This window comes from Amycolatopsis circi (assembly GCF_003385235.1).
Taxonomy (GTDB): Bacteria; Actinomycetota; Actinomycetes; order Mycobacteriales; family Pseudonocardiaceae; genus Amycolatopsis; species Amycolatopsis circi.
Window position 1 is genome coordinate 25897 of sequence record NZ_PQIA01000067.1, and the last position, 22007, is coordinate 47903.

The window sequence follows — 22007 nt, forward strand, 5'->3', positions numbered from 1 at the left end:
CGCGGTTGCGCCAATGCAGTGATTCGACGGGTGGAAAGGCGTCTCCGATGACCTTGGAAGTACAGCGCGAAGGCACGCACAGCTTCGTCGGCCGCAACGAGCGCGGCGCTGAGGTGCGCTTGGGCCGAGCTGGCGCGGAGGGCGCGTTCTCCCCGGCGGAACTGCTGCAGATCGCGGCGGCGGGCTGCTCCGCGGTGACGGCGGAGCAGCTGATCACGCGGCGCGTGGGCGAAGACTCGAAGTTCCGCGTCGCGGTGACCGCCGATCGGCGCGAGGGAGCGTCGGAACTGGACGCGGTGCACGTCGCTTTCGACGTCGACGTGTCCGGTCTGGACCAGGACCAGCGGGAGGCGCTGGCGGGCGCGGTGGACCGGGCGATCGAGCGGCTGTGCACGGTGAGCCGGACGCTCAAGAAGGGCATCCCGGTGACGGAGACCTTCCCGACCGCCTGATCAGCGACGGTTGTCGTGGGAGGCGGCCGAGCCGCAGGCGTGGTTGCTGAGTTGGTGCTGTGGGCGGTTCTCGCAAGGGGTCGCCGAGCTGCCGCGGCGGGTGGTTGTTGCAGCGCGATCGCCGAGCCGCGGTAGCGGCGAGCAGTTCTTGGCGGGTTGCTTGAGCTGACGCGGCGCGAGGTGTCTGCGGCGCGGTCGCTGAGGGCCGTGGCAGGTGGTTGTCGGAGGAGGTCGTCGAGCGGGGCTGGCGTGCGGTTCGCAGAGTGGAAGCGCCGTAGCCGTAATCCGGCTCGCCGAGCTGCTGTGGCCGGGGCCTATCGAAGCCGCAGCTCGTCAGCCCTTGTCCAGCAAGCGTTTTCGGCCCGGCCGCGGTCAGGCAAGGTCGCAGCAGCGAAAAGGCGCGGCAACGAAAGCCCAGCCCCTGGAAGCCCGCCCCGGAGCGCGGCGCGGCTGCAGCGAGCCTGAATCAGCTTTGCCACACCACGTACGCCTGGTCGGCGTCCGTGGTCATCGCCTCGATGAACTTCTCGTTGTCGAAACCGGGCAAGGTCTGCAGGCGTTCGATGAGGGCGTCCGCGGCCGGGTCGCCGCTCGGGACTGCCGTGCCTTTGCCGTCGTTGCCGACCAGCATGAAGAAGACGTCTTCGTTCCAGGGGCCGTCGGGGATGACTCTCACCATGACGGAGCTCAGTTCTGACCACGTCACAGCTTCTTCGCTGCCATCGGCGAGCCGGCGCCGCACCCCGGTGTCGTCAACACTGACGGTCCGGGATTGTGCGCTGGACGAATCCTGGGTCAACGGTGCTCCCTGTCGTGTTCGTTCCACTCACCGTACCCGCCTGTCCCGTGCGCTCGGTCAGGCGGGCGCGGCCGCGTCGAGTCGCTTCAGCGCGTCCCGTGCGACCTGCGGATCTGTTGTCGGCCAGAACGGCGGCAGCGACGCGCGCAGGAAACCGCCGTAGCGCGCGGTGGCCAGCCGGGAATCCAGCACCGCCACCACGCCGCGGTCGGTGACCGAGCGGTGCAACCGTCCGGTGCCTTGTGCCAGCAGCAGCGCGGCGTGCGTCGCGGCGACGGTGAGGAATCCGTTGCCGCCTCGGGCTTCTACTGCGCGTTGGCGAGCGGAGGACACCGGATCGTCCGGACGGGGGAACGGAATCCGGTCCACCACCACGAGCTGCAGCGACGGCCCCGGCACATCCACGCCCTGCCACAGCGTGAGCGTGCCGAACAGGCAGGTGCGCGCGTCTTCGGAGAACTGCCGCACCAGCAACGGCGTGGCGTCGTCGCCCTGGCAGAGGATCGGGTGGTCGAGCCGTTCCCGCATGGCCTCCGCGGCCTGTTTCGCCGCGCGCATCGAGGAGAACAGGCCCAGCGTGCGGCCGCCCGCGGCTTCGACCAGTGCGGCCAGTTCGTCCATTGTGGACTCGGCGAGCCCGTCGCGGCCGGGTGGCGGCAGGTGTTTGGCGAGGTAGAGGATGCCGTTGCGGCGGTGGTCGAACGGCGAACCGACGTCCAGTCCGGTCCACTTCGGGCCGTTGTCCTCGTCCGACGGGGCTTCCTTGTCGGTGGCCGTGCCCGGCGACTTCACCACGCGCGGGCCGCCCGGCGGGAGACCCCATTGCCGGGCCATGGTGTCGAATTCGCCGCCGAGGGTGAGCGTCGCCGAGGTCAGCACGGTGGTGTGCTGGTTGAACACGCGCTCCCGCAACAACCCTGCGACGCCGAGCGGCGCGACCTTCAAGGCAGGCGGTCGCGGATTCGCGGAGTACTTGTCCCCGGTCAGCCAGACGACGTCGCGTTGGTGCGCCAGGTCCTCGTCGTACGCGTCGAGCAGCCGCACCGCGGTGTCGTGCACTTCTTCCAGCAGCGACCGGGCCAGCTTGCGCGCGGTGGCCTCGCCGACGTCTTCCTTGCGATCCGAGCCCAGCGCGGTGAGGCATTCCTTCGCCGCGTCGCGCACCGCCGGGATCGCGCCCTGCAACGGCTTCGGCAGCGCGTCGAGCCTTCCGGCGGGGATGTCGTCGAGGATCAGCGCGAGCCCGTCGGACGACTCCAGCAGCCGGTCCGCGATGCCCGCGTCCATCAGCTTTCCGCAGCGACGCGCGGCGGCCGACACCATGGCGCTGGTGAGTTCGCCGGTCGCGACGGAGGTGACCCGGTCGACCAGGTCGTGCGCCTCGTCGATGATCACGAGGTCGTGGTCCGGCAGCACCTGGTAGCCCTGCAGCGCGTCGATCGCCAGCAGCGCGTGGTTGGTGACCACGACGTCGGCGCGGCCCGCTTCGGCTCGCGCGCGTTCGGCGAAGCAATCGGTGCCGACCGGGCACTTCGCGGCGCCGAGGCATTCCCTTGCGGTGACCGAAACCTGCCGCCACGCCTGGTCGGACACGCCGGGCACCAGCTCGTCGCGGTCGCCGGTTTCGGTGTCGGACGTCCACTCGTGCAGCCGGGTGACTTCCTTGCCGAGCCGGGACACCGCGAACGGGTCGAACAGCTGCGCGTCGTCGGGCTCGTCGGCCGGGCCGGTGTCGAGCCGGTGCAGGCACAGGTAGTTGCGGCGGCCCTTGAGGATCGCGAAGGTCGGTTCGCGCCCGAGCGGCTTCTTGAGCGCCTTCGCCAGGCGCGGGAGATCACGGTCGACCAGCTGGCGCTGCAACGCGATGGTGGCCGTGGAGACGACGACGGTGGTGTCTTTCTCCACCGCGTGCCGGATCGCGGGCACCAGGTACGCCAGCGATTTGCCGGTGCCCGTCCCCGCTTGCACGGCGAGGTGTTCGCCGGTGCGGATGGCGTGGCCGACGGCATCGGCCATCTTCACCTGGCCGGGGCGTTCAGCGCCGCCGACAGACTCCACCGCGTGGGTGAGGAGTTCGAGGACGCCGGGGAAATCGGTTCGGGCGGGCACAGCGAGACACGATAGCCGCCAGGTCCGACAGGATCTTCGGTCCGGCGCGAACGGACCCCTCGCGCCGGACCGAAGATCCCGGAATTACGGCTCAGTCTTCCTTGCGGAACCGCGAAACCGCGGTCCACGCGAGCGGCAGCACCCCGGCCGCGACCACGGTCTTCAGCACGTCGCCCACGAGAAACGGCGTGACGCCCTTGTCGAAGGCGGTGGCGAGATCGAACCCGGTGACGGCCATCAGCCACGGCACGCCGAAGGCGTAGATCGCGACATTGCCGAGCACCATGGTCCCCGCCGTGCGCAACGGAGTGCGGTCGCCGCCGCGGCGGGCGAGCGCGCCCACGAGCGCGCCGGCGAACACGAACCCGACGATGTACCCGGCCGAGGCTCCGGACAGCCCGGAGGTCCCGCCCTGGAACCACGGCACGCCGGCCGCGCCGACGAGCAAGTACAGCAGCATGGAGGCGGCGCCGCGGCGCATGCCGAGCGTCGCGCCGACGAGCAGCGCGGCGAAGGTCTGGCCGGTCATCGGCACCGGCGTGCCCGGAAGCGGGATGACCAGCTGTGCGGCCGCGCCGGTGAGCACGGCTCCGCCGGCGACCAGCGCCAGGTCGCGCACCAGGGTGCCGGGCACGAGGTCGGCCAGCACCTGACGGCGGGCCGGGAGAGACAGTGACGACACGGGACCTCCAACCACGGAAAACAGACGTCCGGGCAGATTATCGTCGAGCGAGGCGACGGAACGAGACAAGTTGCGTTCCTCACCACCCCTGTCTTGCGCCACACGTCCGGGTGAGCTGTCCCGGTCGACGTTTGGGACCCCCGCCGCGCTGCCGATGTCGAAGCACGGGCGAAGGGAGACAGGTCGAATGCGCGGACGGATCCTGCTGGTCACCGGGGTTCTGCTGGCTGCGGCTCCGGCGGTGGCACACGCCGATCCGCCGGTCACGTCCACCGGCTGGGGTTCCGCGGGCAGCCTCGACGTGCTGGTGGACCACGAGCACGTGGTCACCGGCGAACTGGCCCGCTGCGACGCCGACGGACCGGCTTCCGCGCGCACTCCCGGCGGCGCGGCCGGCGAGGTCGCGGTGTTCGGCTTCGGCGGCACCACGTGCGGGCGGAAGGGCTCGGTCGCGCAGGTGGAAACCGGCGGGCAGCGGTTCGAATCCGACCTGCTGACCCGGTACGGCGGGCCTGAATTGAAGGTCCGCACGTACTCGGTCGGCTGCGCCACCACGACAGATTCGGGCAGCACCGGTTCGATGTCGATCGGCGAGGTCTCCGGCTTCACCGTGCCGTCGTCGGTCCCCGCGAACTACCGCCTCACGATCCCCGGCGGCGCGGCGGGCACGGCGCTGGCCACGATCACGCTGAACGAAACCGTGACGCCGCAGCCCGCCGACGGCAGCCTGGTCACGCACGCGGTGCACGTGAAGCTGTTCCCCCAAGGCGGCCCGGCGAGCGGCGACATCTACCTCGGCACCGCGGCGTGCAACCCGTACGGCAAGGGCGGCGCTCCAGCCTCGTGAGTGGCGATGCCGGTTCTAACCGGCACCGCCACTCACGAGGGCGGCAGGGCGGGTGTGCCGGTGTAGCGCACGCCTGCGTCGTCGAAGTCCTTCAGTGTCGCGTCCACTGTCGGTTGTGAGCCGCCGACGGTCAGGTCCAGCAGCACCTGCACGTTAAACCCAGCCTGAGCAGCGTCGAGCGCGGTGGCCCGCACGCAGAAGTCGGTCGCGATGCCGACGACCTCGACGTCGGTCACCTCGTGCGCACGAAGCCATTCCTCGAGCGTCTTGCCGTCGCCGGACTTGCCCTCGAAACCGGAGTACGCGGCGGTGTACTCGCCCTTCGAGAACACCGCCTCGACCGGCACCACGTCCAGCGCCGAGTGGAACGACGCGCCCGCCGTGCCCGCGACGCAGTGCACCGGCCAGCTGGTGTTGAAGTCGGGCGTGTCGCTGAAGTGGTCGCCCGGATCGATGTGGTGGTCGCGGGTGGCGACGATGTGCGTGTAGCCGCCGTCGGCCATCCGCTGCGAGATGGCCGCCGCGGCGGCCGCCCCGCCCGGCAGGCCGAGCGAGCCTCCCTCGCAGAAGTCGTTCTGCACATCCACCACGATCAGCGCGGTTGTCATGGTCGGCTCCTTAGGAGAAAAGTCGTCGGTATCGCGGGCTCGCCGTGCGAGAGCTTGAGGCCCTCCCACGGCAGGCTCACCTGCGCGCGCCGCAGGCGGGCGCGCGCGTCGTCCAGCGTGGGCAGATCATCCACCGGCGCGCCCTCGCGCACCAGGGGGATCTGCAGGTCGACATCGTTCTCGCCGGGCTCCGGACGGCCGCTGGCAGCGGTCCAGACCACTTCCTCGACCGCGGTCCCGGTGCTGCGGTGCCGCCGCAGCGCGTGCTTGCGTCCGCCGCGGGATTCCTTGTGCGCACTGCGTTTCGCGACCGGGCGGCCGTCGACCTCGACCAGCTTGTAGACCATCCCGGCGGTCGGCGCGCCGGATCCGGTGACCACCGAGGTGCCGACGCCGTACGCGTCCACCGGCTCCGCGCGCAGCGCCGCGATCGCGTGTTCGTCGAGGTCGCCGGACACCACGATCCGGGTGTCTTTCGCACCGAGCGCGTCGAGCTGGTCGCGGGCTTTGCGGGCGAGCGGGCCGACGTCGCCGGAGTCGATCCGGATCGCGCCCAGCTCCGGGCCGGCGACGCGCACGGCCGCCTCGATGCCCGCGGTGATGTCGTAGGTGTCCACCAGAAGGGTGGTGTCCGCACCCATCTTGCTGACCTGTGCGCGGAACGCGGCTTCCTCGCTGTCGTGCAGCAGCATGAACGCGTGCGCGACGGTGCCGCGGGTCGGGATCCCGTAGCGGCGGCCCGCTTCGAGGTTCGACGTCGTGGCGAATCCGGCCAGGTAGGAGGCGCGCGCGGCGGCGACCGCGGCGTACTCGTGCGTGCGCCGTCCGCCCATCTCGATGATCGGCCTGCCGTGCGCCGCGCCGGACATCCGCGCGGCCGCCGAGGCGATCGCGCTGTCGTGGTTGAGGATCGACAGCACCACCGTCTCCAGCACCACGGCTTCGGCGAAACTGCCGGTCACGGTGAGGATCGGCGAACCGGGGAAGTACAGGTCGCCTTCGCGGTAGCCGTCGATGTCGCCGCGGAACTCGTAGTCGGCCAGCCACGCCAGCGTTTCCGGGTCGACGACCGCGGTCTGCTCCAGCATGGTCAGCTCGGCGTCGGTGAACCGGAAGTCGGCGATCGCGTCGAGCACGCGCGCGGTGCCGGCGACGACGCCGTAGCGGCGGCCGTCGGGAAGCCGCCGCGCGAAGACTTCGAACACGCACGGCCGGTCGGCCGTCCCGTCCGCGAGCGCGCTCGCCAGCATGGTCAGCTCGTAGTGGTCGGTGAGCAGCGCCGTGCTGGCGCTGGTGACCGGCTCGGGGGAACCCATGGGAGCAGCCTATTCACTCACATGGACGGACCTGGCGCGGCGTACCGGGATGCCCCCGTGACACCATGGTGTGCATGTCCACGCCTGTCGCATCCGAACAGACGCAGGTCGATCCACTCGGGGCCGAACTGGCCGAATCCGACCAGCCCTGGCGGACGATCGTCTGGAACGATCCGGTCAACCTGATGTCGTACGTGACGTACGTCCTGCAGAAGCTGTTCGGCTACAGCCGGGACCACGCCACGAAGCTGATGCTCGACGTGCACAACAAGGGCAGGGCGATCGTGTCGTCCGGTTCGAAGGAGAAGGTGGAGACCGACGTGGCGAAGCTGCACGCGGCGGGCCTGTGGGCGACCATGGAACAGCCCTCGTGAAGGCCTGGCGGCGCAAGGGGGACGCCATCCTCGCCGGGTTCGAACAGCAGGAAGCCGCGGTGCTGCGCGGGCTTGTCGGGCAGCTCGAGGACATGCTCACCGCCCGGGCCGAGGAGGCCCCGCAGGACGAACTGGCCGAGCTGACCGGGATTCGCACCGGGCCCGCCGAATCGCCGGACGACCCGGTGCTGTCGCGGCTGCTGCCGGACTTCCACCGGCTCGACCCGGACAACCCGAGCCGCGAGGACCTCGATTCGGCGGCGGCGATGCGGTCGCTGCACGAGCCGGAGCTGCTGGAGAAGAAGGTCGGCGTCGCGAAGATCGTGCTCGACACGCTGCCGCGCGACGGCGGTTCGGTGAAGCTGACCTTCGAGCAGGCCGACGCTTGGCTCGGCGCGCTGAACGACGTCCGGCTGGCGCTGGGCACGGCGCTCGACGTCACCGAGGACATGCCCGACGAACTGCCGGAAGACGACCCCCGCGCACCCCATCTCGGCGTCTACCATTGGCTGACATGGGTGCAGGAGACGCTGATCCAGGCGCTGACCGGCTGACCGGCGGAAAAATCACCGATGTTCCTGGCGTGCTCGTAGGCCATCACGAGAGGCTTGCCGACGGCTGGGCTTCCGGAACCACTGTCGTGCTCGTGCCGGACGGCGCGACCGGTGCGGTCGATCAGCGCGGCGGCGCGCCCGGCACGCGCGAAACCAATTTGCTGGAACCGGAAAACCTGGTGCAGCAAGTCAACGCGGTCTGTCTCTCCGGCGGCAGCGCGTACGGCCTCGCGGCGGCGGACGGCGTGATGCGGTGGCTGTCCGAGCGGAACTTCGGGTTTCCCGTTGGCGCGCAACCGTATGAGGTCGTGCCGATCGTGCCCGCGGCGGTGCTGTTCGACCTGCCGCGCAGCAAGTGGGGCAATCGGCCGGACGCCGATTTCGGTTACGCCGCTTGCGAAGCGGCCGGGGAAGCCGTCGCGATGGGCACCGTCGGCGCGGGTTCCGGCGCGGTCGTCGGTTCGCTCAAGGGCGGCATCGGGACGGCGAGCGAAGTCGTCGGCGAGGTGACTGTCGGCGCGATCGTCGCGGTGAACGCGGCGGGCCAGGCGGTGGATTTCGCGACCGGGCGGGCGTTCGCGGCAGACCATGAAGTGGACGGCGAGTTCGGCGTCCACTGGCCGGATCGGCCGGGCGAGGTGCCGGGGCAGCGGACCGACCTGAACACCACGATCGGTGTCGTGGCTTGCGATGCGGCGTTGACGAAGGCCGAGGCACGCCGGTTGACGGTGGCCGCGCAGGACGGATTGGCGCGCGCGGTGCGTCCGGCGCATTCGATGTTCGACGGCGACACCGTGTTCGCGCTGGCGACGGGCGCACGCGAGCTTCCGGGGGAGCCCGGGTCATTCGCGGTGGCGGCGCGAGCAGGCGCGTTGGACGCGTTGTGCGCGGCGTCGGCACGGGTCTTCGCGCGGGCGATGGTGCACGGCCTGCTGTCGGCGACTTCCGCGGCAGGGATCCCGGCGTACCGGGACGTGTGGCCGGAGGCGCTGGGCTGAGGTCAGAACGGGTCCTGCGGGAGCGCGTCCTCGCTTCGCTCGAGGTCGGCGGCGCGCACAGTGGCCACGTACTCCTCGTCGATCTCGAGCACGAGGCCGCCGAACGACACGGTCGGCCCGAGCGACGGGTGCACGTCCACCGGGCCCAGTTCGGTCGAGCGCGGCAGCTGCGCCCACACCGAAACCGGCTTCCACCGGCGGAAAGTGCTGCAGGCGAGCACTGTCACGTGCCGATCGGTGACCACGATGACGAAGTTCCGGTGCGCGGCCATCATCGACACCATCAGCGATGTGGCGGGGAACACGTACTGGACGACGTCCCCTTCGGCCAGCAGCGCACGGCAGCGTTCGCGGATCTTCGAGGACACCGGCATCCCGTTATTGTGCCCTGACCTGGGGATGAGCGGTAGCTCTCACAGTGTGGACTCGTTCGGTCCACGAACTAAGATGTCCGTGTGCTCCGGATCCGCCGTGACCTCGTCGACGAGATCGTCGCCCACGCCCGCCGTGACCACCCCGACGAAGCGTGCGGGGTGGTGGCCGGTCCTGCCGGCTCGGACCGCCCCGAGCGGTTCGTCCCGATGCTGAACGCGGCCCGCTCGCCGACGTTCTACGAGTTCGACTCGGGCGATCTGCTCAAGCTCTACCGCGAGATGGACGCGAACGACGAGGTGCCGGTGGTCATCTACCACTCGCACACCGCGACCGAAGCCTATCCGTCGCGCACCGACGCGAACATCGCCGCCGAACCCGACGCGCACTACGTGCTCGTCTCGACAAGAGAGCCCGATTCGCACGAGTTCCGCTCGTACCGGATCGTGGACGCCGAGATCACCGAGGAGCCGGTCGAGATCCTCGACTAGAACTCCTGCGGAATAAAGCGCGGCGTCCGATGCGTCAGCGTGTTAGGAACCCACCGGAGGTAAGAACCATGGCCGTCACCGTGTCCATCCCGACCATCCTGCGCACCCACACCGGCGGCGAGAAGTCCGTCGAGGCGGCGGGCAAGACCGTCGCCGAGATCATCGACGACGTCGAGTCGCGGCACGCCGGGCTGAAGGCGCGCCTGGTCAAGGAGGAGAAGCTGCACCGCTTCATCAACGTCTACGTCAACGACGAGGACGTGCGTTTCTCCGGCGGGCTCGACGCCGAGGTCAAGGACGGCGACACCCTCACCATCCTGCCCGCCGTCGCGGGCGGCGCGCGCTGAACCGATGACCCGCTACGATTCCCTCCTCGACACGCTCGGCGGCACGCCGCTGGTCGGCCTGCCGCGGCTGTCGCCGACCGACGAGGTGCGGCTGTGGGCGAAGCTCGAGGACCGCAACCCGACCGGCTCGATCAAGGACCGGCCCGCGCTGGCCATGATCGAGGCGGCGGAGCGGGACGGCATCCTGCGCCGCGGGTCCACGATCCTCGAACCGACCTCGGGCAACACCGGGATTTCGCTGGCCATGGCCGCGAAGCTCAAGGGTTACGGCCTGGTGTGCGTGATGCCGGAGAACACCTCGACCGAGCGCAAGCAGCTGCTGCAGGCCTACGGCGCGCGGATCGTGTTCTCGCCCGCCGCGGGCGGCTCGAACGAGGCGGTGCGGCGGGCCAAGGAGCTGGCGAAGCAGAACCCGGATTGGGTGATGCTGTACCAGTACGGCAACCCGGCCAACGCGGACGCGCACTATCGCGGGACCGGGCCGGAGCTGCTGAAGGACCTGCCGACGCTGACGCATTTCGTCGGCGGGCTCGGGACGACCGGGACGCTGGTGGGAGTGGGCCGGTACCTGCACGAGACCAAGCCGGACGTCCAGGTCATCGCCGCTGAGCCGCGGTACGGCGAGCTGGTGTACGGCCTGCGGAACCTCGACGAGGGGTTCGTGCCGGAGCTTTACGACGAAAGTGTGCTCAACGGACGCTACTCGGTGGGGGCGTACGACGCTCTCCGGCGGACGCGGGAGTTGCTGGAGCACGAGGGCATTTTCGCCGGGATCTCCACTGGTGCGGTGTTGCACGCGGCTCTCGGGGTCGCGGAAAAGGCGGCTGCTCGCGGCGAGAAGGCGGACGTGGCTTTCGTGGTCGCGGACGCCGGCTGGAAGTACCTGTCGACCGGCGCGTACTCCGGGTCGCTGGACGAAGCGGCAGAACGGCTTGACGGCCAGCTCTGGGCCTGACCGTCCGTGAGGGGAACCCTGAGGGACTCTGATTCCCTCAGGGTTCCCCTCACGGCAGTAAACCCACGACGAGCGCGCGTACGCCTCGTTCGTAAGTGTCTTGTGCGGTAAGGGTTTCCCAGCGCGGCCCGATCTCGGCGAGCGTCGGGAATTCCGTCGCGTCCAGTTCCGCGAAGACTCGCTGGCGGTAGGTGTCGCCTCCCTGGTCCCGGCGTCGAGCGGCCGCCGCGCGCGAGCTGATCTCACCCAGCGTGTAGTGCCACACCGCGCGGTACACCTCCACCGCCGCTTCCGTTGACAGCCCGGCTTTTGCCGCCGCTGCAACGATTTTCTCCGGATACCACAGTCCTCCGACTGACAGCAGGTCGTCGGAGCGCAGTACTTCCACGATCCACGGGCAACTCGCCAGCCCGTCCCGCATCGCCTTCGCGACAGTCACGATCCGTTCCGCCGGCTCCTCCGGGAGGTTCTCCGGCCGAGGCATCTCGCGGTGCGCGTAGTCGTCCAGCAGCAGCAAAAGCAGACCCTCTTTGTCGCGCACGTGGTGGTACAGCGCCATCGCAGTGCTGCCGACCTCCCGGGCCAGCCGACGCATCGTCAACGCGTCGATGCCGTCTTCCTCGATGACCCGGTGAGCGGCGGCCACGATGTCGGCCTTGGAGATCTTCGGCGGTCGGCCGGTGCGCGCTGGCATGTCGTCATGCTACTTTTTATACATGTATAAAAACTACTGGGGGACGGTCGCCGCGCTGGCGTTCGCGGTGGCGGTCGGGACTTTGCAGATGACCGTGGTGGTGCCGTTGCTGCCGCGGCTGCAGCTCGAACTGGGGGCGCCGCTGAGTTCGGTGTCGTGGGCGCTGACCGCCGGACTGCTGGCGGGCGCGGTCGCGATTCCGCTGGTCGCGCAGCTCGGCGACCTGTACGGCAGGTGCACGATGTCGCTGGTCGTGCTCGCGTTGCTGATCGGGGGATCGGTGCTGGGGGCAGTGGCGGGCTCGCTGCCGCTGCTGGTCGTCGGCCGGATCCTGCAGGGGGCGGCCGCGCCGTTGCTTCCGCTGGCGATCGGCCAGGTCAGGACCGTTTTGCCGGCCCGCTCGCTGCCGACGGCGATCGGCATTCTGAGCGCGACGATCGGTGCGGGAAGCGGCGGCGGGATGGTCCTCGCCGGGCTCGCCGGTGGCGATCACCAGACGGTGTTCTGGGTGCTGGCGGCACTCGGCGTGGTGGCGTTCGCGCTGGTCGCCGCGGTTCGCGAGGACCGGACGGCCGCGGTACGGGGCGGTTCGCCGGATCTGGTGGGCGCGGTGCTGGTGTCTGGATGGCTGATCTGCCTGCTGCTGGCGATCAGCAAGGGGTCCGAATGGGGCTGGGCGACCGTCGGGCTGCTGGTCGCGGCCGTGGTGCTGGCATCGGTGTGGGTGGTGACGGCGCGGCGCACGAAGACGCCGTTGATTGAGATTCCCATGCTGCTGCACCGAAAAACGGTGGGTGCGACGGTGGCGTCGTTCCTGCTCGGCTTCGCGTTGTTCGCCACGATCATGACGCTTTCGTCGTACGCGCAGGGCGTGCTCGGGGCGTCGGTGTTGCAGGTGGGGCTTTATCTCTTGCCGACGACGATCTTGATGCTGGTGGTTTCCGTGCTGGCCGGTGCGTTGATGCGCCGGTTCAGCGCGCCCGCGCTTGTCGCTGGCGGCTCGGCGGTGGTGCTGGTGGCCGCGTTGTGGCTGACGACCTTGCCGGGGGATGGGCTTGGGCTTTACGCGGTCGCGGCGGTGCTGGGGCTGGGCATCGGGCTCGGTTACGCCGCGTTGGGGACGATGGCGGTCGAGCACGTCGAGCCCGCGAAAACGGCCGCTGCGGGCGGGATCAACGCGCTGGTCCGGGTGGTGGGCAGCAGCCTTGCCGGAGCGGTCGGCGCGGTGGTGTTGTCGGCCGGCGGTGCCGGATGGAGCTTCGCGGTGGCGGCGGTGGCCGCGCTGCTTTCCGCCTTGTTCGCTGCCGCCCACGGAAACTTGCTGCGAAAGCCCGCAACGGTCTGATCGGCGGTCCGTGAAGGGCCCCTTGAGGGACTCAGATTCCCTCAAGGAGTCCTTCACGGCAGGTCACCCCGGGGCCAAGTTCAGGGATTTCTCCCGAGGCCGTCCGCTCGCCGCGGACGTAGCCTGAGGGCGTGAGCACACTGCCTCCCCTCCCGCCGACGTCGCCGCCGCCCGCCGCTGGCAGCGGCAAGCCGGTCGACGCCGCGAAGCGCATCCTGCCGCCCCATCCCAAGGCCGCGGCGTTCGTCGCGCTGGGGTTCGTGGCCGTGCTCTACCTCGTGGAACTGCTCGACGTGATCCTGCCGGGCGAGTTCACCCACGGCGGGATCCTGTCGCGGCAGGCGTCCAGCCTCGACGGCATCCTCTGGGCTCCGCTGCTGCACGCCAACTGGTCGCACCTGTTCTCCAACACGGTGCCGGTGCTGATCTTCTCGTTCCTCGCGATGGCGGCGGGCATCGGCAGGTTCGCCGTGGTCACCGCGATCATCTGGCTGGTTTCCGGACTCGGCGTGTGGCTCGTCGGACCGTCGAACGCCTACACCGTCGGCGCGTCCGGGCTCGCCTTCGGCTGGCTCGCGTACCTGCTGGTGCGCGGTCTGTTCCACCGGTCGCTCGCGCAGATCGCGGTCGCGGTCGTGCTGCTCGGCATCTGGAGCGGGATGCTCTGGGGCCTGCTGCCCGGCAACCCGGGCATCTCCTGGCAGGGCCATCTCTTCGGCGCGCTGGCCGGCATCCTCGCCGCGTGGCTGACCTCACGCGGCGAACGCGTCAAATCCCCGAAGATCGAGCCGACGACCCCGGGTAACCTCGGGGGGTGAGTTCTCCCGGCGCGCCCATCGGTGTTTTCGATTCCGGCGTCGGCGGGCTCACCGTCGCACGCTCGATTCTCGAACTGCTGCCTGCCGAACAGCTCCGCTACGTCGGCGACACCGCGCGCAATCCGTACGGTCCGCTGCCCATCGCCACCGCTCGCGAGTACGCGCTGGCCGCTCTCGACGACATGGTCGAGAGCGGAGTGAAGGCGTTGGTGATCGCCTGCAACACAGCGTCCGCAGCCTGCCTTCGCGACGCGCGCGAACGCTACGACGTACCAGTGATTGAAGTGGTCCTTCCTGCCGCGCGCCGGGCCGCGGTCGCGACGCACAGCGGACGCGTCGGTTTGATCGGCACCGAAGGCACTGTGCGTTCGAGGGCGTACGACGACGCCTTCGCCGCCGCGCCTGACGTACGCCTCACCAGTGTTGCCTGCCCGCGCTTCGTGGACTTCGTCGAGCGCGGCATCACTACTGGCCGACAGATCCTCGGTCTGGCACAGGGTTATCTGCAGCCGTTGCTCGAAGCCGAAGTCGACACGCTCATCCTTGGCTGCACGCACTATCCGCTGTTGTCCGGCGTGCTGCAGATCGTGATGGGACAGGACGTCACGCTCGTTTCCAGCGCCGACGAAACCGCCAAGGACCTTTACCGCGTTTTGACCGAACTCGACCTGCTCGCCGAACGCGACGAGCCGCCGCGGCACGAGTTCCTCGCCACCGGTTCGCCGGAGCCGTTCGCCCGCTTGGCGCAGCGGTTCATGGGCTTCGCGCCGGGCGCGCTCGCCCCGGTCAGCGCGTGACGCTGCGGCACCGCTGAGCAGAGTTAGGGTGACGGGGTGCGACTGACGATCCTCGGGTGTTCGGGCAGCATCCCCGGCCCGAATGCCGCCGCGTCCGGGTACCTCCTGGAGGCGGAGGGCTATCGGCTCGGTCTTGAACTGGGCACCGGCGCGTTCGCCCAATTGCAGACCGTCCTGGACCCGTTCGACTTGGACGCGCTCGTCCTTTCGCACCTGCACGCCGACCACTGCGCCGACGTAAACTCCCTGACGGTGCTTCGTCGCTACCACCCCGCACCGCCGTACCCCGCACGGCCGCGGCGGTTGCCGCTGTACGCGCCAGCAGAAGCGCCTTCGCGCCTCGCGCACGCGTACGCAGCCGACGCCGCGGAGCGCGCTGGCGCGGATCTGTCGGACGTGTACGAGTTCCATGAGCTGCGCGAAGAACCTGTCGAGATCGGTCCCTTCGACGTCACCGCTGTCGCCGTGTACCACCCGACCCCCGCCTTCGGCCTGCGCATCGCTTATGGCGGCACCATCCTCGCGTACACCGGCGACACCGGGCTCTGCCGCGGCCTCGGTGAATTGGCCGACGGCGTCGATGTCCTGCTGTCTGAAGCTTCCTGGACCGATGCCGCTGACCGTCCGCACGGCGTGCACCTCTCCGGGAAAGAAGCCGGAGAGCTGGCCAAGGAGGCCGGAGTCGGCCGCCTGCTGCTGACCCACATCGCCCCGTGGACCGACCGCAACGCCGTCCTAGCCGAGGCCAAGGCGGTGTTCCCGGATGCCGAGCTGGTGACCCAGGGCGCGGTCTACGACCTCTGATCGCGAAACTGTCGGGGTGACGTCCTAGAGTGCTCCCCGTGGTGAGAAAAGATGGCAGGAACGACGACCAGCTCCGCGAAGTGAAGCTCACCCGCGGGTTCCAGAAGTGGCCTGCCGGGTCGGTGCTCGTCGAGTTCGGCAACACCAGGGTGCTGTGCGCGGCGAGCGTGACCGAGGGCGTGCCGCGCTGGCGTGCCGGGTCCGGTCTCGGCTGGGTCACCGCGGAGTACGCGATGCTTCCGTCCGCGACCAACACCCGCAGCGACCGCGAAGCGGTGAAGGGCCGAATCGGGGGCCGGACGCACGAGATCTCCCGGTTGATCGGCCGCTCCTTGCGCGCCTGCATCGACCTGGCCGCGCTCGGCGAGAACACCATCGTCATCGACTGCGACGTGATCCAGGCGGACGGCGGCACCCGCACCGCCGCGGTCACCGGCGGCTACGTGGCCTTGGCGGACGCGATCACCTGGCTGGGCGCGGCGAACCGGCTCAACGACCCGCAGCCGCTGTCGTCCTCGGTGGCCGCGGTGAGCGTCGGCGTCGTGGACGGCCGGGTGCGCCTCGACCTGCCCTACGAGGAAGACTCGCGCGCCGAGGTCGACATGAACGTGGTCGCCACCGACGCCGGAACCCTCATCGAGGTGCAGGGCACCGGCGAGGGAGCCACCTTCGCGCGGTCCACTTTGGACACCATGCTGGACCTGGCGCTGGGCGGCTGCGAGGAACTGACGCGCATGCAGAACGAAGCGCTGGCGCTGCCGTACCCGGGCGAGCTGCCGGAACCGCGTCCGGACAGGAAGAAGGGCCAGAAGTGACCAAGCTGCTGCTGGCCACCCGGAACGCGAAAAAACTGGGCGAACTGCGCCGGATCCTGGAAGCGGAAGGCATTCAGGGCATCGAGGTGCTCGGCTTGAACGACGTCGAGGAGTTCCCGGAAGCCCCGGAAACCGCCCCCGACTTCGAAGGCAACGCCGCAGCCAAAGCACGGGACGCGGTAGCCGCCACCGGTTTGCCCGCCATCGCGGACGACTCGGGCCTGACCGTCGACGCTCTCAACGGCATGCCCGGCGTCCTCTCGGCCCGCTGGTCCGGCAAGCACGGCGACGACGAAGCGAACCTGAACCTGGTTCTGGGGCAGTTGACGGACACCCCGGACGAGCGCCGGGGCGCGGCTTTCGTCTGCGCAGCCGTACTGGCGCTCCCTTCGGGCGAGACCACGACGGTCCGTGCTGAATGGCGAGGCACGCTGACGAGGGAAAAGCACGGAACCAACGGTTTCGGCTACGACCCCATCTTCGTGCCGGAAAACGAAACGAAAACCAGCGCGGAACTGTCTCCGGCGGAAAAAGACGCCGCTTCCCACCGCGGCAAAGCCTTGCGCGCACTTCTGCCAGCTTTGCAGAAACTAGCCGACGCATAACTTCTCGGCCTACCCCGGAGCCGCGCTGGTGGCTCCGGGGTAGGACTCGGGCTAGTCTCGGCAAGCATGTGCGCCAATATCGTCCTAGCCGAAGACGATCCCAAGCAAGCGGAACTGGTCCGCCGCTACCTGGAACACGAGCAGCACACCGTTACCGTCGCGCCCACCGGCGAAGCCGCACTGGCGGAAATCCGCGCGGCAGAACCCGATCTCCTCATCCTGGACGTCATGCTCCCGGGCATGAACGGCCTGACCGTCTGCCGGACCATCCGGGCGTCCTCCGACCTGCCCATCCTCATGCTCACGGCGCGTTCGACCGAGGACGACCTGCTCCAGGGCCTGGACCTGGGCGCGGACGACTACGTCACCAAGCCCTACAGCCCGCGTGAACTCATGGCGAGGGTCCGGACTCTTCTCCGGCGAACGAACTCGGCGAAAGACGGCCCGATCAAAGTGGGCACGCTGACTGTCGACAAAGACAAACACGAGGTCGCGGTAAGCGGAAACCCGATCGAAACCACTCCGGGGGAATTCCGGATCCTGGAGGTCATGGCCGCCCGTCCGGACCAGGTTTTCACGAGAGCGCAACTCCTGGAACACCTGCACGGTTTCGACCGCTACATCACTCAACGCGCCATTGACGTGCACATCATGAACCTCAGAAAGAAAATTGAACCCAATCCGAGAAAGCCGGCGAAACTTCTCACGGTCTACGGCGTGGGCTACAAACTGACCGCCAAGTCCGATGCCCCGTAGCCTCCTCTTCCGCCTCTTCGCGGTAACCGCGGCCATCGCCGTGTGCGCGATCGCCGCCACCGCCTGGCTGGCGTCGAGGACCACTTCCGGTGCCATCGAACGAGAACAGGGCCAGCTCTTCGCCGACGACGGCACGATCTACCAGGCCCTCCTCTCGTACGCGGCAACCCATCCCACGTGGTCCGGCGCGACCAAAACCATCGACGACTACGCGGAAAAGACCGGCCGCAAAATCGTCCTGACCACCCCGCAGGGCAAGCTGATCGCCAGCTCGGAACAGAACCCCGGCAAACTCCCGCAGCAACCGTCCGCGGTCATCGACCCGCTGGCCGTCGACACCCGCCTCGGCATCAAATCCACTCCGGACCGGATCGACCCCGACGCGGTCGGCCCCTACAACCTTCCCGCGGACGAACGCGATGATCTCCAGGAAGTCGCCGAAAAGGTCCTGTCCTGCACCCAGCGCAGAACCGGCCTGGGCAGCCTGGAAATCTCGCCGAGCGGCCACCCGAGGGTGATCGCCCCGGCCGGTACCGCCCAGTGCGGCACCGGCCTGCTGGAACGCCCGACCGAGACCGAACGAGCCGCCCTGGCCAAGCTGTCCGGCCTGATCGATGCCTGCCTCGGCCGCAACGACAGCACCGTCCCGGTCGCCAAACTGGCCCTGTCCTGGACCTTCGAGGGTCCGGTCGTCCAAGCCACCGACCAGACCATTACCAACTGCGTGACCTCAGCCCGCAAAGAGCAACTGACCCCCTACGTCGCCCCCGCGGCTTGGCTCTACATCACCGAAAAAGGCACCGACCAGCCCCCGACGGGCTTCACGCTCTCGTCGGAAAATCGCACGAAGCTCATCGCCGTCACCGCCGCGATCCTTCTGCTGACGGTCATCGTCACCGCCCTGGCGTCGATCCGCCTGATCCGCCCCCTCCGCGCGTTGACTGGCGCTGCCCAACGCTTGAAAGCCGGCGAGACGGGTGCCCGGGTCCGCGTCAAAGGCAAGGACGAGATCGCCCGCCTGGCCACCGCGTTCAACGACATGGCGCGGGCGAGGGAAGAACTGGAGAACGCCCGCAAGGCGATGGTCAGCGACGTCGCGCACGAACTGCGCACCCCGCTGGCCACCATCCGAGGCTGGCTGGAAGCAACTCAAGACGGCATCAGCCAGCTGGACGACGACCTGGTCGTCTCCCTGTTGGAAGAAGCAGTCCACCTGCAACACATCGTGGACGACCTGCAGGACCTGGCCCTAGCGGACGCCGGTGCGCTGCGCGTTCATCCAGAACCCATCGACGCGAACACCGTCCTGGCCCACCTCGCCGCTGCGCACGCCCCGCGCGCCGAAACCGCAGGTGTCCACCTGTCTGTCCCGCCCATGGAGAACCCGGCCATTACCGCGGATCCAGTACGTCTGCGCCAAGCCCTGGACAATTTGGTCTCGAACGCAATCCGCCACACCCCACCCGGCGGCTCGGTAACCGTCACCGCGAACCAACTAGAGAACGACGCGATCTTCGAAGTAACCGACACCGGGACCGGCATTTCCGCAGAAGACCTGCCGCGCGTTTTCGACCGCTTCTGGCGCGCGGACCCCTCACGAAGCCGAATCTCCGGCGGCAGCGGCCTAGGCCTGGCAATCGTCCGCAAACTAACCGAAGCCCACGGCGGCGAAGTAACCGCCACCAGCACCCCCGGCGAAGGCACGACTTTCACTTTGCGCTTCCCGGCAATTGGCCGTGAGTAGCGCTTGCCAGCAGGTGTCGGCAATGCTGTGGGCGTGGAGTACGTGTCCAGGATGCCGCGACCGCCGCTGGACGGGCTGATCGACGACCTCTACTACCTGGACGGCGCGCCGCCGTACGCCCGACTGACGCTGCCACCGGCACCCGCCGCACTGCTCATCGTCAACCTGGGAGCACCGTTCCGCATCCGCTCCGGCACGGAGACGGCCGAGTACGCCGATGGCTGCGTGATCACGATGCCCACCCGCGCGTACGAGTTCGGCTACCCACCCAGGACCCGATCCGTCGGCGTGCACTTCAAACCATGGGGCCTGGCACCGTTCCTGCCGATGCCCGCGACCGAACTGCGCGACCGGCCAGCGACGATAGAACAGGTCTGGGGCCGCCCCGCCATTGCCGAACTACAAGACCGGCTGGCCACCGCAAACGGGCCGCACGAGATGCTGACGCTGCTCGAAGATGAGCTGATCCGACGCCTGTCCGAGACCGCTGGTCTAGGCCTGGTCCGCCAGACGAGCAGCATCATCGCAGCGGCCCGCGGTTCGGTGATGATCGGCGACCTGAGCGAGTCAGCCGGGGTCAGCAGCACCCACCTGGCACAACGGTTCAAGGCACTCATCGGCGTCACCCCGAAGCGCCTCGCCCGCACCCACCGCTTCACCGCCGCCGTGTTCGCGCTAGACCCTGCCGGACCGATCGATTGGGGAGAGCTAGCGGGCAGCGCGGGCTACTTCGATCAGGCCCACTTCGGCCACGAGTTCCGCGCCTTCACCGGCCGCACGCCGACCGAGTACGTCGAAATCCGGCGGCGCTTCCTGCGCGAACATCCCGGCCATGTGCTGGACAGCTGGTCGCTGCCCGCCGATTGATTTCTTACAAGAGCGAAAGCCCGCAACCCGCTAATTTGGGGCATCCCAAGCAGAGGAGAACCCCAGTGGGCAAGGTCGTCATGTACAGCTCGGTGTCGGCAGACGGTTTCATTGCCGACGAAAACGACCAGCCCGGCCCCTTGTTCGACTGGTTGACCAGCGGCGACGTCCCGCTGGACGAAAGCGGCGCGCTAAAGGTGTCGCAGCAGTCCTACGACTACACCCGCCTGTACTGGAACCAAATCGGGGCGACAATCGTCGGCCGCCACGTCTTCGATTTGACGGACGGCTGGGACGGAAAGCCGCCAAGCGGAATCGACCACGTAGTCGTGGTGACGCATCGCCCAGCACCAGACGGCTGGAATCCCGAGGCCCCATTCCACTTCGTCGACGACGTCAAAGCAGCCGTGGCCAAAGCACAGGAACTAGCAGGTGACCGCGTCGTCGAGGTCGCCGCGGGCGATGTCGGCGGCCAAGCGCTGGCCGCGGGCCTGGTAGACGAGGTGCGCATGGACGTAGTCCCAGTGATCTTCGGATCCGGCAAACGCTATTTCGGCCCGGTCCAAGCACAACACCTGTTAGAGGACCCCGACGCGGTTCAAGGCGATCGGGTGCTTCACCTGCGCTACCAGGTGCGTCGCTGACCGAGGCTGGTGCGCAGGGCTCTTGCTGCCGATGGGCTTGCTACGCGCTGCCGCGGTCCGTGAGGGGAACCCTGAGGGAATCAGAGTCCCTCAGGGTTCCCCTCACGTACGTCCGGTCCGTGCCGCCGTACACCGCGCTACTGAGAAACCCCGCTCAGGCGGAAATCCCCAAGTCCCGGATCAACTTCGCCACATGCCCGGTAGCCCGCACGTTATAGGCGGCCTTGGCGATCTTCCCCTCCGCGTCCACGATGAACGTAGAGCGGATCACCCCCTGATAAACCCGCCCGTAATTCTTCTTCTCCCCGAACGCTCCCCACGCGGACAGCACTTCCTTGTCCACATCGGACAGAAGCGGGAACGTCAACCCCTCCGCCTCCACGAACTTGGCCAGCTTTTCCGGCTTGTCCGGAGAAATCCCCAGCACCTGATACCCCGCGTCGTTCAACTCCGCGAGATTGTCCCGGAAATCGCAAGCCTGCTTGGTGCACCCCGGCGTGCCCGCGGCCGGGTAGAAGTACACCACCACGGCCTGGCCCCGGAAGTCGCTGAGCGAGACGTTCTTGCCGGTGCTGTCCGGCAGGGTGAATCCGGGCGCTTCGTCGCCCTCGGCAAGTCGCTGGTCGGTCATGGAGACGAGGGTAATTCAGGCGTCTCCGCAATACGTGACGACGGCGGGCTCACCCGTGCTGGGCCGCACCTGCACCGCCATCCGCGCACTGTCCGCGGGCACCGCGAAAGCGAGCGTGACCTGCGTAGACCGGCCCGGCAGCAAATCCTTGCCCGCGTCGGAAACGCCGCCAAGACCCTGCGTGGCGTCCACAACCTGCTTGGCCGGCTTACCGGCGACCGTCGCGGTGACAGAAAGCCCGGAGACCCGATAGGGATCCGTGCCGTTGTTCGTGACCTGGATGTAGAACGCCGCCGCCCGCGGACTGCGCGGGTACGCCGCCGGGCTCGGCTGGAACGACTGCGGGGCCGACAGCGAGACCGTGATCCCGCTGGCGAAGCGATGGTTGGCACCGAACTGCAGGTCACCGGAGGCTTGCGCGGCAGCGGGCTGAGCCGCCGGGTTGCCGACACCCATCGCCGCGGAGCCTTCCCGAGCGTTGACGCCGCCGCAGGCTGCCACGGAGAACAGCAGGCAGGCGGTCAACAGCAGTTTCGGGGTGCGCGCGGGCGCCATCGCGGGGGTACTCCAGTCGGGGTGGGGC

Annotated in this window: 27 protein-coding genes; 18 read left to right on the top strand and 9 right to left on the bottom strand. The window is 68.8% G+C overall.

What is annotated here, in order from left to right:
- Positions 1-47: 47 nt before the first annotated feature.
- Positions 48-452, top strand: coding sequence for an OsmC family protein (locus D0D37_RS25935; protein ID WP_116203206.1), 405 nt, complete (start codon positions 48-50; stop codon positions 450-452).
- A 466-nt stretch (positions 453-918) separates the two neighbouring features.
- Here the strand turns inward: D0D37_RS25935 and D0D37_RS25940 are convergent, their stop codons facing one another.
- From D0D37_RS25940 to D0D37_RS25950, 3 genes are all read right to left on the bottom strand, one after another.
- A complete protein-coding gene (locus D0D37_RS25940; protein WP_067593690.1) occupies positions 919-1251 on the bottom strand; it encodes a hypothetical protein in 333 nt (110 codons plus the stop codon).
- A gap of 57 nt (positions 1252-1308) precedes the next feature.
- The gene (locus tag D0D37_RS25945; RefSeq protein WP_116203207.1) at positions 1309-3360 is read right to left on the bottom strand and encodes an ATP-dependent DNA helicase; all 2052 of its coding nucleotides are present in this window, start codon (positions 3358-3360) and stop codon (positions 1309-1311) included.
- 91 nt (positions 3361-3451) lie between these two features.
- The gene (locus tag D0D37_RS25950; RefSeq protein WP_116203208.1) at positions 3452-4042 is read right to left on the bottom strand and encodes a biotin transporter BioY; all 591 of its coding nucleotides are present in this window, start codon (positions 4040-4042) and stop codon (positions 3452-3454) included.
- 187 nt (positions 4043-4229) lie between these two features.
- Here D0D37_RS25950 and D0D37_RS25955 point away from each other — a divergent pair, with 187 nt between their 5' ends.
- Positions 4230-4889 (top strand): hypothetical protein, encoded by a 660-nt coding sequence (locus D0D37_RS25955; RefSeq protein ID WP_162834473.1) that lies wholly within the window; start codon positions 4230-4232, stop codon positions 4887-4889.
- A gap of 32 nt (positions 4890-4921) precedes the next feature.
- Here D0D37_RS25955 and D0D37_RS25960 read toward each other — a convergent pair whose 3' ends face one another.
- Together D0D37_RS25960 and D0D37_RS25965 are read right to left on the bottom strand one after the other, a co-directional pair.
- On the bottom strand, positions 4922-5497 hold the full coding sequence (locus D0D37_RS25960; protein ID WP_116203210.1) for an isochorismatase family protein: 576 nt from the start codon (positions 5495-5497) through the stop codon (positions 4922-4924).
- A complete protein-coding gene (locus D0D37_RS25965) occupies positions 5494-6813 on the bottom strand; it encodes a nicotinate phosphoribosyltransferase (protein ID WP_116203211.1) in 1320 nt (439 codons plus the stop codon). Before D0D37_RS25965 ends, D0D37_RS25960 begins: the two co-directional genes overlap by 4 nt.
- A 74-nt stretch (positions 6814-6887) precedes the next feature.
- On the opposite strand from D0D37_RS25965, the gene clpS reads away from it, so the two are divergent.
- From clpS to D0D37_RS25980, 3 genes are read left to right on the top strand one after another with little or no spacing between them, the layout of a single operon-like run.
- A complete protein-coding gene (clpS, locus tag D0D37_RS25970) occupies positions 6888-7187 on the top strand; it encodes an ATP-dependent Clp protease adapter ClpS (protein ID WP_067593947.1) in 300 nt (99 codons plus the stop codon).
- Entirely contained in the window at positions 7184-7741 is a 558-nt protein-coding gene (locus D0D37_RS25975; protein WP_037715369.1) for a DUF2017 domain-containing protein, read from the top strand. Before clpS ends, D0D37_RS25975 begins: the two co-directional genes overlap by 4 nt.
- Positions 7702-8739: a P1 family peptidase gene (locus tag D0D37_RS25980; RefSeq protein WP_116203212.1), complete on the top strand. Its 1038-nt coding sequence runs from the start codon at positions 7702-7704 to the stop codon at positions 8737-8739. The genes D0D37_RS25975 and D0D37_RS25980 overlap by 40 nt, the downstream gene beginning before the upstream one ends.
- Positions 8740-8741: 2 nt before the next feature.
- Here D0D37_RS25980 and D0D37_RS25985 read toward each other — a convergent pair whose 3' ends face one another.
- Complete coding sequence (locus D0D37_RS25985) at positions 8742-9113, bottom strand: hypothetical protein (RefSeq protein WP_116203213.1); 372 nt, start codon at positions 9111-9113, stop codon at positions 8742-8744.
- An 81-nt stretch (positions 9114-9194) separates the two neighbouring features.
- On the opposite strand from D0D37_RS25985, the gene D0D37_RS25990 reads away from it, so the two are divergent.
- The 3 genes from D0D37_RS25990 to D0D37_RS26000 all read left to right on the top strand — a co-directional run bounded on the left by D0D37_RS25990 (position 9195) and on the right by D0D37_RS26000 (position 10904).
- Positions 9195-9602 carry a M67 family metallopeptidase gene (locus tag D0D37_RS25990; RefSeq protein WP_116203214.1) on the top strand — a complete coding sequence of 136 codons (408 nt, stop codon included), beginning with the start codon at positions 9195-9197 and terminating at the stop codon, positions 9600-9602.
- A 68-nt stretch (positions 9603-9670) separates the two neighbouring features.
- The gene (locus D0D37_RS25995) at positions 9671-9949 is read left to right on the top strand and encodes a MoaD/ThiS family protein (protein ID WP_116203215.1); all 279 of its coding nucleotides are present in this window, start codon (positions 9671-9673) and stop codon (positions 9947-9949) included.
- A gap of 4 nt (positions 9950-9953) precedes the next feature.
- Positions 9954-10904: a PLP-dependent cysteine synthase family protein gene (locus tag D0D37_RS26000; protein WP_116203216.1), complete on the top strand. Its 951-nt coding sequence runs from the start codon at positions 9954-9956 to the stop codon at positions 10902-10904.
- 49 nt (positions 10905-10953) lie between these two features.
- Here the strand turns inward: D0D37_RS26000 and D0D37_RS26005 are convergent, their stop codons facing one another.
- Positions 10954-11598 carry a TetR/AcrR family transcriptional regulator gene (locus tag D0D37_RS26005; RefSeq protein WP_116203217.1) on the bottom strand — a complete coding sequence of 215 codons (645 nt, stop codon included), beginning with the start codon at positions 11596-11598 and terminating at the stop codon, positions 10954-10956.
- Between the two features lie 22 nt (positions 11599-11620).
- On the opposite strand from D0D37_RS26005, the gene D0D37_RS26010 reads away from it, so the two are divergent.
- The 10 genes from D0D37_RS26010 (at position 11621) to D0D37_RS26055 (ending at position 20793) form a co-directional block, all read left to right on the top strand.
- Positions 11621-12943, top strand: a complete 1323-nt coding sequence (locus D0D37_RS26010) for an MFS transporter (protein WP_116203218.1) — start codon at positions 11621-11623, stop codon at positions 12941-12943.
- A 131-nt stretch (positions 12944-13074) separates the two neighbouring features.
- Positions 13075-13761 carry a rhomboid family intramembrane serine protease gene (locus D0D37_RS26015; protein WP_425266969.1) on the top strand — a complete coding sequence of 229 codons (687 nt, stop codon included), beginning with the start codon at positions 13075-13077 and terminating at the stop codon, positions 13759-13761.
- Positions 13758-14558, top strand: a complete 801-nt coding sequence (gene murI / locus D0D37_RS26020) for a glutamate racemase (RefSeq protein ID WP_116203219.1) — start codon at positions 13758-13760, stop codon at positions 14556-14558. Before D0D37_RS26015 ends, murI begins: the two co-directional genes overlap by 4 nt.
- 36 nt (positions 14559-14594) lie before the next feature.
- Positions 14595-15362, top strand: coding sequence for an MBL fold metallo-hydrolase (locus D0D37_RS26025; protein ID WP_116203220.1), 768 nt, complete (start codon positions 14595-14597; stop codon positions 15360-15362).
- 38 nt (positions 15363-15400) lie between these two features.
- The gene (rph, locus tag D0D37_RS26030) at positions 15401-16177 is read left to right on the top strand and encodes a ribonuclease PH (protein ID WP_116203221.1); all 777 of its coding nucleotides are present in this window, start codon (positions 15401-15403) and stop codon (positions 16175-16177) included.
- The gene (rdgB, locus tag D0D37_RS26035) at positions 16174-16782 is read left to right on the top strand and encodes an RdgB/HAM1 family non-canonical purine NTP pyrophosphatase (protein ID WP_116203222.1); all 609 of its coding nucleotides are present in this window, start codon (positions 16174-16176) and stop codon (positions 16780-16782) included. Before rph ends, rdgB begins: the two co-directional genes overlap by 4 nt.
- 66 nt (positions 16783-16848) lie before the next feature.
- A complete protein-coding gene (locus D0D37_RS26040) occupies positions 16849-17538 on the top strand; it encodes a response regulator transcription factor (RefSeq protein ID WP_116203223.1) in 690 nt (229 codons plus the stop codon).
- Between the two features lie 40 nt (positions 17539-17578).
- Positions 17579-19282 (top strand): sensor histidine kinase, encoded by a 1704-nt coding sequence (locus tag D0D37_RS26045; RefSeq protein WP_244223679.1) that lies wholly within the window; start codon positions 17579-17581, stop codon positions 19280-19282.
- 51 nt (positions 19283-19333) lie between these two features.
- Complete coding sequence (locus tag D0D37_RS26050; RefSeq protein WP_116203234.1) at positions 19334-20149, top strand: helix-turn-helix domain-containing protein; 816 nt, start codon at positions 19334-19336, stop codon at positions 20147-20149.
- Positions 20150-20214: 65 nt separating this feature from the next.
- The gene (locus tag D0D37_RS26055) at positions 20215-20793 is read left to right on the top strand and encodes a dihydrofolate reductase family protein (RefSeq protein WP_116203225.1); all 579 of its coding nucleotides are present in this window, start codon (positions 20215-20217) and stop codon (positions 20791-20793) included.
- Between the two features lie 154 nt (positions 20794-20947).
- Here the strand turns inward: D0D37_RS26055 and bcp are convergent, their stop codons facing one another.
- Both bcp and D0D37_RS26065 read right to left on the bottom strand, forming a co-directional pair.
- Positions 20948-21424 (bottom strand): thioredoxin-dependent thiol peroxidase, encoded by a 477-nt coding sequence (gene bcp, locus D0D37_RS26060; protein ID WP_116203226.1) that lies wholly within the window; start codon positions 21422-21424, stop codon positions 20948-20950.
- Between the two features lie 15 nt (positions 21425-21439).
- Positions 21440-22007: hypothetical protein (locus D0D37_RS26065; protein ID WP_341867995.1), on the bottom strand; the 568-nt coding region annotated here is incomplete at its 5' end.